The sequence below is a fragment of the Nonomuraea sp. NPDC049378 genome, from assembly GCF_055586745.1.
In genome coordinates, this window is record NZ_JBVJHP010000041.1 from 21663 (window position 1) to 36237 (window position 14575).

At 73.5% G+C, this 14575-nt stretch carries 5 protein-coding genes; all 5 read right to left on the reverse strand.

What is annotated here, in order from left to right:
- Window positions 1–37 precede the first annotated feature (37 nt).
- The 5 genes from ACZ6SA_RS47720 to ACZ6SA_RS47740 are packed head-to-tail and all read right to left on the reverse strand — an operon-like array spanning window position 38 to window position 14556.
- On the reverse strand, window positions 38–826 hold the full coding sequence (locus ACZ6SA_RS47720) for an ABC transporter permease (protein ID WP_347650448.1): 789 nt from the start codon (window positions 824–826) through the stop codon (window positions 38–40).
- Entirely contained in the window at window positions 823–1722 is a 900-nt protein-coding gene (locus ACZ6SA_RS47725) for an ABC transporter ATP-binding protein (protein ID WP_347650449.1), read from the reverse strand. The genes ACZ6SA_RS47720 and ACZ6SA_RS47725 overlap by 4 nt, the downstream gene beginning before the upstream one ends.
- Before the next feature lie 48 nt (window positions 1723–1770).
- Window positions 1771–3207 (reverse strand): isochorismate synthase, encoded by a 1437-nt coding sequence (locus ACZ6SA_RS47730; RefSeq protein ID WP_347650450.1) that lies wholly within the window; start codon window positions 3205–3207, stop codon window positions 1771–1773.
- Between the two features lie 27 nt (window positions 3208–3234).
- Window positions 3235–4821, reverse strand: coding sequence for a (2,3-dihydroxybenzoyl)adenylate synthase (locus ACZ6SA_RS47735; RefSeq protein ID WP_347650451.1), 1587 nt, complete (start codon window positions 4819–4821; stop codon window positions 3235–3237).
- A 60-nt stretch (window positions 4822–4881) separates the two neighbouring features.
- Window positions 4882–14556 carry a type I polyketide synthase gene (locus ACZ6SA_RS47740; RefSeq protein ID WP_465835990.1) on the reverse strand — a complete coding sequence of 3225 codons (9675 nt, stop codon included), beginning with the start codon at window positions 14554–14556 and terminating at the stop codon, window positions 4882–4884.
- Window positions 14557–14575 lie beyond the last annotated feature (19 nt).

Sequence of the window (14575 nt, forward strand, 5' to 3'; positions counted from 1 at the left end):
GCGGGAGCGGCTCAGGCGACGCGGGAATGGACGCGGCTCAGGCGTCGCGGGAGCGGAACAGGGCGAACGCCGCGATCAGCAGCACGGCGGTGAAGGCGGCCATCACCCCGAACCCCGGCCACGGGAGCATGCGCTCGGCGTTCTGCACGGTGGTGGTGATCTGCAGGCCGGCCTGGATGGGCCAGTACGTCTGCACCCAGGCGCCGACCCCGTCGGGCAGCAGCCTGGGCCCGATGATCGGGATGATGAAGTTGACCGCGACCAGCACGGTCGTGGCGCTCATGGTGGAGCGCAGCAGGCCGCCCAGCGCCACGCCCGACAGGCCGACCAGCACCCAGAGGAGCCCCATGCCGACGACGGCGCGCAGGACGCCCGGCTCGCCGAGGGAGGCGGTGGGGGCGCCGCCGGAGCCGAGCACGGCCTGCCCGAGGAAGAACGAGCCGAAGCTGGACACCCAGCCCATCAGCAGGGCGATCAGCGCGAACGTGGCCACCTTGGCGCCCAGCAGCCGGCCGCGCCGCGGCACCACGGTCGTGCTGGTGCGGATCAGGCCCGTGGCGTATTCGTGGGTCACCACGAGCACGCCCAGCGCTCCCACGGTGATCTGGGCGAACAGGAACCCGCCGTACATGCTGATGTAGGCGGGGTCGAACACCGCCCTGGTGGCCTCGGAGGCGGCCTGGTAGTTCTCGCTGGCGCCGTTGGCGGTCAGGGCGCCGGGGAACACCATGAGCGCGACGGCGGTCAGCATGGTGGGGATGTTGGACGGGATCGTCCGGAACTTGGTCCATTCGGAGCGGACGGTGTCCGCGAACGCCACGCTCATGCCACACTCGCCTGGAACTCGATGCTGTCACGGGTCAGATCCATGTACGCCTGTTCCAGGGAACGTTGCGGCGTCAGCTCCGTCAGCACCACCTTGGCGTCGAGCGCGGCCTTGCCGACTTCCCTGGCCTCCAGGCCGGTGACGATGAGCGCCCCGTCGGCGCCGGGGAGCACGGTGCCGCCGGCCTCGGTCAGCTTGGCGGCGAGCCGCTCCTGGTCGTCGGCGCGTACGAGCACGTTGGAGCCCTGCCGGATGAACTCGGCGATCCCGATGTCGGCGATCAGCTTTCCCTTGCCGATGACGATGAGGTGGTCGGCGGTCTGCGCCATCTCGCTCATCAGGTGGCTGGAGACGAGGACGGTGCGGCCCTCGGCGGCCAGTCCGCGCATCAGCTCGCGGATCCACTTGATGCCCTCGGGGTCGAGCCCGTTGACGGGTTCGTCGAATAACAGCACCTTCGGGTCTCCGAGCAGCGCCACCGCGATGCCGAGCCGCTGCCCCATGCCCAGCGAGAAGCCTCCAGCGCGCTTGCGCGCCACCGACTCCAGCCCGACCACCTGCAGGACCTCGTCCACGCGCTTGGCGGGGATCCCGTTGGTCTGGGCGATGCAGAGCAGGTGGTTGCGTGCCGTGCGCCGGGGGTGCACGGCACGGGCGTCGAGCAGGGCGCCCACCTCGCGCATCGGCCGGGGCAGGCCGACGTAGGCGCGCCCGTTGACCGTCACGCTCCCGGCATGGGGACGGTCGAGGCCGAGGATCGCCCGCATGGTGGTCGATTTGCCCGCCCCGTTGGGTCCGAGAAAACCGGTGACCCGCCCAGGATGGACATTGAATGACAAACCATCCACTGCCGTCTTATTGCCATAACGCTTGGTCAAATCGGTTATTTCGATCATTTTTCCAGTCCCTTCACAGACGGGAGATGGAGCGCTGCTTCCACACCATCAGTCAAGATCTTTGCACTCGACCCGTCTATAGGGTGCCCCTTCCGATAAAGGAACCGCCAGGGCATTAAGCATGGGACGGAACTTCAACCGGGTCTCCTCAAGCTCCGCGTCCGGGTCGGAACCCGCCACGATCCCGCACCCCGCGTACAACGTGGCGGTGCCCTCCTCCAGGTGGGCCGAGCGGATGGCCACCGCGAAGTCGCCCTCCTGGTCGTCGTTCATCCACCCGACAGGGCCGGCGTACCAACCGCGGTCGAAGGGCTCGGCCTCGCCCAGCCACTCGAGCGCCGCGCGCCGCGGCTGCCCGCCGACGGCGGGCGTCGGGTGCAGCCGCTCGACGAGGTCGAGCACGCTGGCCGACTCCGGGTCGGCTACCTCGCCGACGATGCGGGTGTGCAGGTGCCGCAGGTTGGGCAGGTCGAGCACGTGCGGCTCGTCCGGCACCGTGACAGTGCCGCAGACCTGCTCGAACGCGCGCCGCAACGTCGCGGTGACGATCTTCTGCTCGCGCCGGGACTTGTCGTCCTCCAGCAGGGCCGCGCGCAGGCACGCGTCCTCCGCCGGGGTCGCGCCGCGGGGCATGGACGCCGCCAGGCTCATCGACTCGGCCCGCCCGCCGCGCAGGCTGACCAGCCGCTCCGGCGTCGCGCCGACAAAAGCCTGCCCGTACGCCGCCACGGCGAACGCGGTGCTGCCCGGCTGCGTGTCGAGCAGCGTCCCCATGACCGAGGGCAGGTCGTAGCCGCAGGGCGAGGTGACCCGCAACTGCCGGGCCAGCACCGCCTTGTCGAACCGGCCGCGCCGGATCTGCTCGACGGTGTGCGCGACCAGCGCCTTCCACTCCGACGCCGACGGGACCTCGATCATGTTCGTGCCCGCGAGCTGCGGGCTGGGGCATGGCCGCACCCCGGCGGAGCCGAGCAGGGCGGCGGCGTCCGCGGCCGTCCGCGCGGGACCGTCGGCCGTGGTGCCTCGCGGGTCGACGCACACGCTGAGCGCCAGCGTGGCCCTGCCGTCCCGGTCCTGCGTGATCAGCACGCGCGGCACCCACATCAGGGCCTCCGGCAACGAACCGGGACGCGGCGCGAAGGCGAAGCCGCCGACCAGCGCAGGAACGCCACGCGCTCCGGGACCGTCGGCCACGGCTGTCCTGGCCGCCTTCTCCCAGCCGCGCCGGATGCCGGCGAACCTGTCGCGGCCGAAATGCGTGAAGTCCGTGGCGCTGCCCATGGCGATGACGCTGGTTTCGGGCGACACCCAGACGAAGGTGCGCGTGGACCGCTCGAACAGCGGTCTGAGCAGCCCGGCCGGATCGAAGGGGCCGATGTCCTGGCGCCAGATCGCCAGGGCGGGGCACGCGTTGTTGCGCGCCTCGATGGTCGCTTTGGCGTGCACTTCCCGGAAACCCTGCAGGTCGATGTCTACGACGTGCATCGGCGATCGTCCTCTGCGTGCGTGGGGTCAGTGGAACATGCCGGCGAGCGTCTTCTTACTGACCTTGCCGAGCGGGGTGAGCGGGAGTCGGGGAACGATCTCCAGGCGGTCGGGGAACTTGAAGGCCGCGACACCGCGGTCGCGCAGGAAGGCGGCGAGCTCCGCCAGCGTCGGCGCCGTGCCGCGAGGCACCACGCAGGCGCAGGTCCGCTCGCCGAGCACCTCGTCAGGCAGGCCGACCAGGGCGACCTCCCTGACACCTGGATGGGCGAGCAGGTGGTTCTCCACCTCCTCGGCCGCGATCTTCTCCGCCCCCCTGTTGATCTGGTCCTTGACGCGTCCTTCGAAGATCACATGCCCGGTCGGCAGCAGCCGTACCAGGTCTCCGGTCCGGTAGAAGCCGTCTGCGGTGAACGTCCTGGCGTTGTGCTCGGGTGCCCGGTAGTACCCCCGCACCGTGTACGGGCCGCGCGCCAGGAGCCGGCCCACCTCGCCGGGAGCGACGTCGCTGTCGTCCTCGTCCACGACCCGGACCTCGTCCGCCGGGGAGACGGGCAGCCCCTGGCTGACGAGGACCACGTCCTGCGGGTCGTCCCACCGGTGGAACCCGCACAACCCCTCGGCCATGCCGAAGGCCTGCTGGAGCCGGCAGCCCAGCGCGGGCTCCACCCGGCGGGCCATCTCGGGCTGGAGCTTCGTCCCGCCGATCGTGACCCGCCGCAGGCTGGACAGGTCGTACTCGTCCCACTCCGCCGCCTCCATCCACAGCAGCGCCGCGCCAGGGATCAGCCCGGTCTCGGTCACTCTTTCCCGTTCGATGAGCGGGAAAGCCTCGTCCGGGCTGGGGCCCGGGGCCAGCACGAGGGTCCCGGCCGCGTGGAAGGTGGCCAGCAGCCCGTGGGTCAGCGGCCAGTTGTGGCTCAGCGGCAGGCTCACCAGGTGAACGGTCTCCTCGCCGTAGTCGCACGCCTCGGCCACCGCGCGCCCGCTGTACGACCATTCCTGGTGGGCGCGCGGCACCAGCTTGGGAACGCCGGTCGTCCCGCCCGACAGCAGGAAGAGCGCCACGCCGGCGGGGTCGGGCCTGGGCAGGTCGACCGGATCGCCGTCCAGGGGAAGCGCGGCGAAGTCCCCCGGATCCCCCGCGACCAGCACGTGCTTGAGCGTGGGCACCCGCGCCGTCACCTCGGCGGCCAGCCCTCGGTAGTCGAAGCCGACGTGCACGTCGGGAATGACGTACGCCACCGCGTCGGTGAACTCGCAGAAGTACGTGATCTCGCTGCTGCGGTGGGCCGGCAGCGCCAGGACCGGCTGGGCGCCGATCCTGAACAGCGCGAACATCAGCGTGACCAGCTCCGGGATGTTCGGCAGCTGCACGACCACGCGGTCGTCGGCGCCGATGCCGATCCGGTGCAGGCCGGCCGCCATCCGGTCGGTCCTGGCGTCCAGCTCGGCATAGCTCCACCGCTCCCCGCCCGCCACGAGGGCGGTCCTGCCGGGGTACGAGCGGGCCAGCCCGCGCAGGAGCTCGCCCAGCGTCTCGTCGCGCCAGTAGCCGGCCGAACGGTACCGCTCGGCGAACTCCTCAGGCCAGGGGGTGCATCCATCCAGCACGTGTCCGTCCTTTCCTCGGCGGGGGCCTCGCGGGCCGACCGCGATCTCAGCCGGGATGGCTCAGCTCATGGCCTCGGCGAGCAGGTGCTCGGCCAGCTCGGCCGGGGTCGGGTAGTCGTAGATCGCGTCGGCCGCCACCTCGATGCCGGTCAGCTCGACGAGCCGGTTGCGCAGCTCCACCGCGGCCATCGAGGAGAAGCCGAGCTCGAAGAACTCCGCGTCCTGCTCGACCGCGTCGGGCATGGGCAGCTGCAGGATCGCCGCCGCCTCGCCGCGCACCACGCCGAGCACGATGTCCCGGTGCTCCTCGGCCGGACTGCCGGACAGCAGCCGGCGGAAGGCCGCCGCGTCGTCGACGGCCTCGCCGGAGCCGTCATCCTCCCCGGCCGCCTGCGGGATCTCCTCCAGCAGCCGGACGTGGCCGGACGCGTTGAGCGCGGCCCAGTCGGTGTCGGCGAGCACGAGCGTCCTGTCGCCCTGGTGCAGCGCGTGGCGGATGGCCGACGCCGCGTCCCCGGGCTCCTTCAGCCCGGCGGCCACGGCCAGCGCGGGCTGTCCCGCGGCCAGCCGCTCGTCCGCCAGCGCGGCGAAGAACTCGTACGCCTCGGCGCCGTCCCCGCCCCAGGCGGCCCGCGCGGGGGCCAGCATGACGAAGATTCCCACGCCGGCGGCTCTGGCCGGCTCGTCCAGCACGCGAGCCGCCTCCGCCGTCGTGCACACGACCGCCGACACCCCTCCGGCGCCCGCATGCCCGTTCACCGCGCCGGTCGGGTTCAGGACACCCGCGGCCGCGGCGAGGCCGGTCATGCCCGGCTCCCCCGGAGGGCCGGCGGCCGGTCCGGTGAGGACGGTCACGCCCGGCTCGCCTTCGAGGCCGGCGGCCGGTTCGGTGAGGACGACCCGTTCCGCGCCGTTGCGGGCGGCCCATCTGGCCAGTTCCGTGGCGGTCTCGTCGAGGTGGCCCGCCAGCAGGACCGTGCCGCCGGGCCGCCACTCGCGACCGACCGGGGTGCCGCGCGGCGGCGCGGGCCGCAGCCTGCGGGCGAAGACCCCGCCGGAGCGTACGGCCACCTCGGCCTCGCCCGTCAGCCCGGACAGGACCCCGCACAACCGGCGGATGGCCTGGTCGTCGAGCCTGACCGGCAGATCGATCAGCCCGCCGCGCCGCAGCAGCCCCTCGCCGGCCGCGCTCCGGAGGCCGCCCCAGTCCGCGGCCGTCTCGGGTCCGGCCACGCGGTCGGACGGCACCACCTGGATCGCGCCGCGGGTGAGGAACCAGACCGGCGCCGAACCCTCGGGGACCGCCGGAGCCCGCACGCCGTCCGGCAGCAGGCACACGATGCCCGCCACGCCACCGTCGGAGGTACCAGGCAGCACGACGGTGTCAGCCGCGCCTCCGCCGGAAGAGCCGGGCGTCTGGGGCAGCACCACCGTGTCCGCCCCGTGGGCGGCCAGCCCCGCTGCCAGTGCCTCCACCGGTGCGGCGTCGTCCCCCACCACCAGCCAGGTACCGGAGAGCGCGGGGGCGGGCAGGTCCGTGAGGGGGCGCCAGCCGAGCTGGTAACGCACGTCCCCGTGGCCGGCGCCGTCCTGGCCGCGCAGCCGGGCCAGCGCGGGCAGCAGGTCGGCGACCGTGGCGCCGCTCTCCAGGCCGAGCACCGCGAGCAGGCCGTCGAGGTCGTCGCGGCCGACGGCGTCCCAGAGCCCCTGGTCGGGCCGTACGTCCTCCTCCTGGCGAGGAGGGTCGGGCCAGTACCGCTGGCGCTGGAAGGGGTAGGTGGGCAGCGGCACGGCCCGCCCTGAGCCGATCACGGCGGCCCAGTCGACGCCGACCCCGTGCGTGTACGCCTGGGCCAGGGCCTCGATCAGGGTGCCGGTCTCGGCCCGGTCGCGGCGCAGCGCCGGAGCGGCCACCCCGGTCCAGCCGTCCAGGCAGTCCTTCACCATGGCGGACAGCACCGCGTCGGGGCCGAGCTCGATGAAGGTGGACACGCCCTGGTCGCGCAGGGTCCGTACGCCGTCGCAGAAGCGCACGGCCTGGCGCAGGTGGCGGGCCCAGTACTCCGGCGAGGTCAGCTCCTCGACGGTGGCGAGCTCGCCGGTGACGTTGGAGACGACGGGGATCTCCGGCGGCTGGAAGGCCAGCCCGCGGGCGACGTTCACGAACTCCTCGATCGCCGGCTCCATCAGCGGCGAGTGGAACGCGTGGCTGACGGTCAGCCGCCTGGTCTTGCAGCCGCGCGAGGCCAGCCGCTCGGCCAGCTCCAGCACGCTCGCCTCGTCGCCGGACAGGACCAGCGACGAGGGGCCGTTGACGGAGGCGATGCCGACGCGCTCCTCGTGCCCGGCCAGCAGCGGCAGCACGTCCTCCTCGGTCGCGCCGCGCACCGAGACCATGGCGCCGCCGGGCGGCAGCGCCTGCATGAGGCCGCCCCTGGCGGCCACGAGCGTGACCGCGTCGTCCAGCGACAACACGCCGGCGACGTGCGCGGCGGCGATCTCGCCGATCGAGTGTCCGGCCAGGAAGTCGGGCCGCACGCCCCACGCCTCCAGGCAGCGGAACAGGGCGACCTCGACGGCGAACAGCGCGGCCTGGGTGTACCGGGTCTGGGCGAGCAGGTCGGCGTCGCCGGTGATGACCTCGCGCAGGGGCCGGTCGAGGTGCCGGTCGAAGCGGGCGCAGACCTCGTCGAAGGCCGCGGCGTACTCGGGGTAGGCCGCGTACAGCTCCTCTCCCATGCCCGGCCGCTGGCTGCCCTGGCCGGTGAAGAGGTACGCCGTCCGTCCACGGGCGGCCGAGCCGGTGATCACGTTGTCGGCGGGAGTGCCGGCGAGCGCGGACTCCAGCCCGGCGACGAGCTCGTCGCGGGTGGCGCCCAGGACGACCGTCCGCCGCTTGAACGAGGCCCGCGTCGTGGCCAGCGACCAGGCGACGTCCGCGGCCCGCCGGTCGGCGCCCAGGTGGTCGCGGAGCCTGCGGGCCTGCGCCTTCAGCGCCTCCGCGCTCTTGGCCGACAACACCCACGGGATGACCGGGCGCGGGGTCTCCTCGGCCTCGGCGGGTTCGTCCCGCTCCGGGGCCTGCTCGATGATGACGTGGGCGTTGGTGCCGCTGATGCCGAACGAGGAGACGCCCGCGCGGCGCGGCCTGCCCGTCTCCGGCCACGGGACGGCCTCGGTGAGCACCTTGACCGCGCCCGCGTCCCACGCGACGTGGGTGGTGGGCTCGTCCACGTGCAGCGTCCGCGGCAGCACGCCGTGCCGCATGGCCATCACCATCTTGATGATGCCCGCGACGCCGGCCGCGGCCTGGGTGTGGCCGAGGTTCGACTTCACCGAGCCGAGCCAGAGCGGCCGGTCCTCCGGGCGGTCCTGACCGTACGTCGCGACGACGGCCTGCGCCTCGATCGGGTCGCCCAGCGTGGTGCCGGTGCCGTGGCCCTCGACGGCGTCGACGTCGGCGGTGGTCAGCCGCGCGTCGGCCAGCGCCTCCTCGATGAGCCGCTGCTGCGAAGGGCCGTTGGGCGCGGTCAGGCCGTAGCTGGCGCCGTCCTGGTTGATCGCGGTGCCGCGCACCACGGCCAGGATCGGGTGGCCGTTGCGCCGGGCGTCCGAGAGCCGCTCGACCAGCAGCAGGCCCACGCCCTCCGCCCAGCCGGTGCCGTCGGCGCCCGTGGCGAACGACTTGCAGCGGCCGTCGGGGGCGAGGCCGCGCTGGCGGCTGAAGTCGACGAACACGCTGGGCGTGGAGAGCACGGTGACGCCGCCGGCCAGGGCGAGCGAGCACTCGCCGCGCCGCAGCGCCTGGATCGCCATGTGCAGGGCCACCAGCGACGACGAGCAGGCCGTGTCGATGGTGACCGACGGGCCCTCGAAGCCGAAGGTGTACGACACGCGGCCGGAGGCGACGCCCGCCGAGATGCCGGTGCCGACCAGGCCCTCCAGGTCGCTCGTCGGGTTCTGCAGGTGGAAGCCGTAGTCGTGGTACATCAGGCCGACGTACACGCCGGTCCGGCTGCCGCGCAGCGTGCCCGGGTCGATGCCGGCGTTCTCCATCGCCTCCCACGAGCCCTCGAGCAGCAGCCGCTGCTGGGGATCCATGGCCACGGCCTCGCGCGGCGAGATGCTGAAGAACGCCGGGTCGAACGTGGTGGCGTCGTAGACGAAGCCCCCCTCGCGGGTGTACGTGGTGCCCGGGTGCTCCGGGTCCGGGTGGTAGAGCTCGTCCAGGTTCCAGTTGCGGTCGGCGGGGAACATCGACATCGCGTCGCCGCCCTCGGCCACCAGGTTCCACAACCCGTCCGGGTCGGTGACGCCGCCGGGCAGCCGGCAGCTCATGCCGACGATGACGATCGGCTCCTCCTCGCCGGACTGCGTCCTGGCCGAGGCGGCCGACCGTGGCCCGTCGAGCAGCCGGGTCCGCAGATATTCGACCAGGCCGGCGGGTGTCGGGTAGTCGAAGACGAGGGTGGCGGGCAGCCGCAGGCCGGTGGCCGCGTTCATGCGGTTGCGGAATTCGACGGCGGTCAGCGAGTCGAACCCGGCCTCGTTGAACGGGCGGTCCTGCTCGACGGCGCTGGGGTCCCGGTAGCCGAGAACGGTCGCCACCTGGCCGAGCACGAGGTCGAGCAGCACCCTGGCGTGCTCGGACTCCGGCATGCGGGCCAGGCGCTCGCGCAGCTCCGACGCGGCGGCCGGGTCGTTGCCCACCACCCGCCGCTTCGACGTGGGGACCAGTTCCTGCAGGATCGTGGGGAGCGCCCCGAACTGGGCCGCCATCCGCAGCGCGGCGAACTCCAGCCGGATCGGCACCAGCGCCGCCCGGTCCGCGGCGCAGGCGGCGTCCAGCAGCGCGAGCCCGTCGGCGGTGGACAGCGGCGCGACCCCGGTGCGGGCCAGCCGCGCCCTGTCGGTCTCGCTGAGCGTCCCGGTGAGCCCGCTGTCCTGCTCCCACAGGCCCCACGCCAACGACAGCGCGGGCAGGCCGAGCCTTCCGCGCCGCTCGGCGAGGGCGTCGACGAACGCGTTGGCCGCCGCGTAGTTGCCCTGGCCCGGCCCGCCGAAGACGCCGGCCGCCGAGGAGAACAGCACGAACGCGGTCAGCGGCAGGTCCTCGGTCAGCTCGTGCAGGTTCAGCACGGCGTCGGCCTTGGCCCGCAGCACGGTGTCGATCCGCTCGGGCGTCAGCGCGGACAGCACGCCGTCGTCCAGGGCGCCGGCGGTGTGCACGACGCCGGTCAGCGGATGCTCGGTGGGGATGCCGGCCAGCACGTCCGCCAGCGCCTGCCGGTCGGAGGCGTCGCAGGAGGTGACGGTGACGTCGGCGCCGAGCGCGGTCAGCTCCGACATCAACTCGGCCGCGCCTTCCGCGGCGGGGCCGCGGCGGCTGATCAGCAGCAGATGGCGGACGCCGTGCTCGCTCACCAGGTGGCGGGCGACGATCCCGCCGAGGGTGCCGGTGCCGCCGGTGATCAGTACGGTCCCGTCGGGGTCCCACGAGGCGGCGGCCGGTCGCGTGTCCACGGGTGCCTCGGAGCCCGCCCCTGCTTCCGCGGGTGCGTTGGCACGCTGCCGGGACAGTCGCGGCACCAGGGCCTCGCCCCCGGCGAGCGCGATCTGGGGTTCGCCGGACGCGACCGCGGCGGGCAGCGCCTGCCACGACTCGTCCGTGCCGTCGAGGTCGAGCAGGACGAAACGGCCCGGGTTCTCCGACTGCGCCGAACGGATCAGCCCCCACACCGCGGCGACCGGCAGGTCGCCGCCCTGAGCCATCGTGCCCTGGGTGACGATGACGAGGGGCACGTCGGCGTACCGCTCCTCGGCGAGCCACGCCTGGGCTGCGGCCAGCACCTCGCCGGTCGCGTTGCGGGCTCCCGCCGCCGGATCGGCTCCGGGGTCGGGAGCGCACACCAGGAACGCCAGGTGCGGCGTGGCGCCGTCCAGGTCGAGGGCGCTCACCTGGGCTCCCGCCGCTTCGAGCGCGGCCGTGAGCCGGGTGCCGTCGCCGCCGACGATCGCGTACCGGGCGCCGTCGTGCCCGGTGACCGGGCCGGCGGCCGGGCCTGCGGGCACCCAGTCGAGGGCGAACAGGGCGTCACGCAGCGGGTCGGTGGCGGCCTTGAGGTCGGCGGCGGCCATCGCGCGGACGACCAGCGAGTCCACGGAGGCGACGGGCGCGCCGGTGGCGTCGGCGACCTCGATCCGCACCGCGTTGGAGCCCTCGGGCGCGAGCCGGACCCGCAGCGTGGCGGCTCCGGTGGCGGCCAGGCGCACGCCGGTCCAGGCGAACGGCAGCACGGGCCCGCCGGTGGCCTGGGCGGGGAAGAAGTCGCCCACGGCGAGCGGCTGCAGCGCCGCGTCGAGCAGCGCCGGGTGCAGCCCGAAGCCGCCGGCCTCGGTGCCTTCCGGCAGGGCGACCTCGGCGAACAGCTCCCGGTCGCGCCGCCACACGGCCCGCACGCCGCGGAAGGCGGGGCCGTAGTCGACGCCGATGCCCGACAGCAGCTCGTACACGCCGTCGGCGCCGACGGCGGTCGCTCCGGCGGGCGGCCACGACGCCTCTGCGAAGGCGGCCGCCCCGGTGTCCCTGGCGAGGAAGCCGGTGGCGTGCCGGGTCCACGGCTCGTCGTCGAGCCTGGAGTGGATGGTCAGCGCCCGCCGCCCGTCCTCGTCGGGCGCGCCGACGGCCACCTGCACCTGGACGCCGCCGCGCTCGGGCAGGACCAGCGGGGCCTGCAGGGTCAGCTCCTCCAGCAGGTCGCAGCCGGCCTCGTCGCCGGCCCTGACGGCCAGCTCCACGAAGGCGGTGCCGGGCAGCAGCACCTGCCCGCTGACCATGTGGTCGGCCAGCCACGGGTGGGTCTTCAGCGACAGCCGGCCGGTGAGCAGCACGCCTTCGCCGTCGGCCAGCGACACGGTGGCCGCCAGCAGGGGGTGCCCGGCCTGGCCCATGCCGAGCTGGGTGAGGTCGGCGTTCGACTGGATGTTCTTCGGCCAGTACGGCTCCCGCTCGAAGGCGTAGGTGGGCAGGTCGACCCGGCGGGGACGCGCGGGGGCGTAGGCCTGGGCCCAGTCGACGTCCACGCCGCGCACCCACAACTCGGCCGCGCTGGACCACAACCGGCGCAGGCCGCCGTCGTCGCGGCGCAGCGTGCCGACAGACACCGCCTCGCCACCCGACTCCTCCAACGTCTCCCGCATGCCGATCTGCAACACCGGATGCGCACTGGCCTCCACGAAGAACCGGTGACCCGCCTCCGCCAGAGCACTCACCGCCGGAGCGAACCACACCGTCTGCCGCAAATTCTCATACCAGTACGCGGCATCGACCTCGGTTCCGGCCAACCACCCCCGCCGCACCGTCGAATACCACGCCACCCCCGCCTCACGCGGCCTCACCGGAGCCAGCAACCGCGCCAGCTCCTCCTCAATGGCCTCCACATGCGCCGAATGCGAGGCATAATCCACCTCGATCCGCTTGGCCCGCACCCCCTCCCCCTCACAACGAGCCAGCAGCTCATCGATCGCATCCACATCGCCCGACACCACCGTCGAAGCAGGACCATTCACAGCAGCAACCGACAACCGGCCGTCCCAACGCGCCAGCAGCTCACCCACCTCACCCGAGCCGAGCGGCACCGACGCCATACCACCACGCCCAGCCAAAGCCACGATCGCCTGACTACGCAACGCCACCACCCGAGCGCCGTCCTCCAACGACAACGCCCCCGCCACCACCGCAGCCGCGATCTCCCCCTGCGAATGCCCGACCACCGCCGCCGGAACCACACCGACAGACCGCCACACCTCCGCAAGCGACACCATCACCGCCCACAACACCGGCTGCACCACATCCACCCGGTCAAAACCAGGCTGGCCGTCCTCACCCCGCAACACACCCGCCAACGACCAATCCACAAACCGAGCCAGCACCGCCTCACACTCAGCCATCCGCGCCGCGAACACCGGCGAACACTCCAGCAACTCCACACCCATACCGAGCCACTGCGACCCCTGACCAGGGAACACGAACACCGACTTGCCGCCACCACCGGCGACACCCTGCACCACGTCGGGCACCGGCACGCCGTCCGCCAGGCCGTCCAGACCGGCCAGCAGCTCGTCCTGGCCGGCGCCCACCACCACCGCGCGGTGGTCGAAGGCCGTCCGGCCCGTCAGCAGCGACCAGCCGACGTCGGCGGGGCTCTCGCCGGGACGGGAGCGCGTCCACGCGGACAGCCGCCCGGCCTGCCGCCGCAGGCTCTCCGCGCCGCGCCCCGACAGCAGCCAGGGGACCGCGGGAGGCTCCTGGCGCGACCCGTCCTCGGCCGGCGGCGCGGCGGCCGGCGGGGCCGGCGCCTCCTCGATGATCACGTGCGCGTTGGTGCCGCTCATGCCGAACGACGACACGCCGGCCCTGCGCGGCTCCGCCCCGGCGGGCCACGGGCGGGCGTCCGTCAGGAGCTCCACCGCGCCCTTCGACCAGTCGATGTGCTCCGAGCGCTCCTCCGCGTGCAGGGTCGCGGGCAGCACGCCGTTGCGCAGCGCCATCACCATCTTGATGACGCCCGCGGCGCCGGCGGCGGCCTGCGCGTGGCCGATGTTGGTCTTCACCGACCCGAGCCAGAGCGGGCGCTCGTCCGGCCGGTCCTGGCCGTAGGTGGCGATGAGCGCCTGCGCCTCGATCGGGTCGCCCAGCTCGGTGCCCGTGCCGTGCGCCTCCACGGCGTCCACCTGGACGGGCGCGAGCCTCGCGTCGGCGAGCGCGGCGCGGATGACCCGCTGCTGCGACGGGCCGTTCGGTGCCGTGAGCCCGTTGCTGGCGCCGTCCTGGTTGATCGCCGAGCCGCGGACGACGGCCAGCACCGGGTGGCCGTTGCGGCGGGCGTCCGACAGGCGCTCGACCAGGAGGACGCCCGCGCCCTCGGCGAGCGCCATGCCGTCCGCGGCGGCGGCGAACGCCTTGGAGCGGCCGTCCCTGGCCAGCGCGCGCACCCGGCTGAAGCCGATGAACGTGCCGGGCGACGACAGCACGGTGACCGCTCCGGCCAGCGCCAGGGAGCAGTCGCCGTTGCGCAGCGCCCGTACCGCCAGGTGCAGCGCCACCAGCGACGACGAGCAGGCCGTGTCGATCGTGACGGCCGGCCCCTCCAGGCCCAGCGTGTACGAGATGCGGCCCGACACCACGCTGGTGGCGACGCCGGTCATCAGGTAACCCTGCAGCTCGGGCGGCGCCTGCGTCATCAGCGTGAGGAACTCGGAGCTGTTGGCCCCCACGAACACGCCGGTCCTGCTGCCGTGCAGGGCCGCCGGGTCGATGCCGGCCCGCTCGATCGCCTCCCACGACGTCTCCAGCAGCAGCCGCTGCTGCGGGTCCATCGCCTGCGCCTCGCGCGGGGAGATGCCGAAGAACGCCGGGTCGAACGCCGTGACGTCCTTCACGAAGCCGCCCTCGCGGACGTACGAGGTGCCGAACGCGTCAGGGTCGGGGTTGTACATCGACTCCAGGTCCCAGCCGCGGTCGTCGGGCAGCCCGGAGATGGCGTCGGTCCCGCCCGACACGATCCGCCACAGGTCCTCGGGGCTCTCGATCTCCCCGGGGTAGCGGCATCCGATGCCGACGATGGCGATCGGCTCGTGGTCCTTGTCCTCGGCCGCCTGCAGCCGCTTCTTGCTGTCGTGGAGCTCGGTCGTCACCCGCTTGAGATATTCGACGAGCTGTTCCTCTGTCGCCATGCTGTTGCCTTCCTAGCCG

What these genes read in the sequence shown, in the direction of transcription:
- ACZ6SA_RS47720 (WP_347650448.1), bottom strand. Translation starts at nt 826, where the DNA reads ATGAGCGTGGCGTTCGCGGACACCGTCCGCTCCGAATGGACCAAGTTC.
- ACZ6SA_RS47725 (WP_347650449.1), bottom strand. Translation starts at nt 1,722, where the DNA reads ATGATCGAAATAACCGATTTGACCAAGCGTTATGGCAATAAGACGGCA.
- ACZ6SA_RS47730 (WP_347650450.1), bottom strand. Translation starts at nt 3,207, where the DNA reads ATGCACGTCGTAGACATCGACCTGCAGGGTTTCCGGGAAGTGCACGCC.
- ACZ6SA_RS47740 (WP_465835990.1), bottom strand. Translation starts at nt 14,556, where the DNA reads ATGGCGACAGAGGAACAGCTCGTCGAATATCTCAAGCGGGTGACGACC.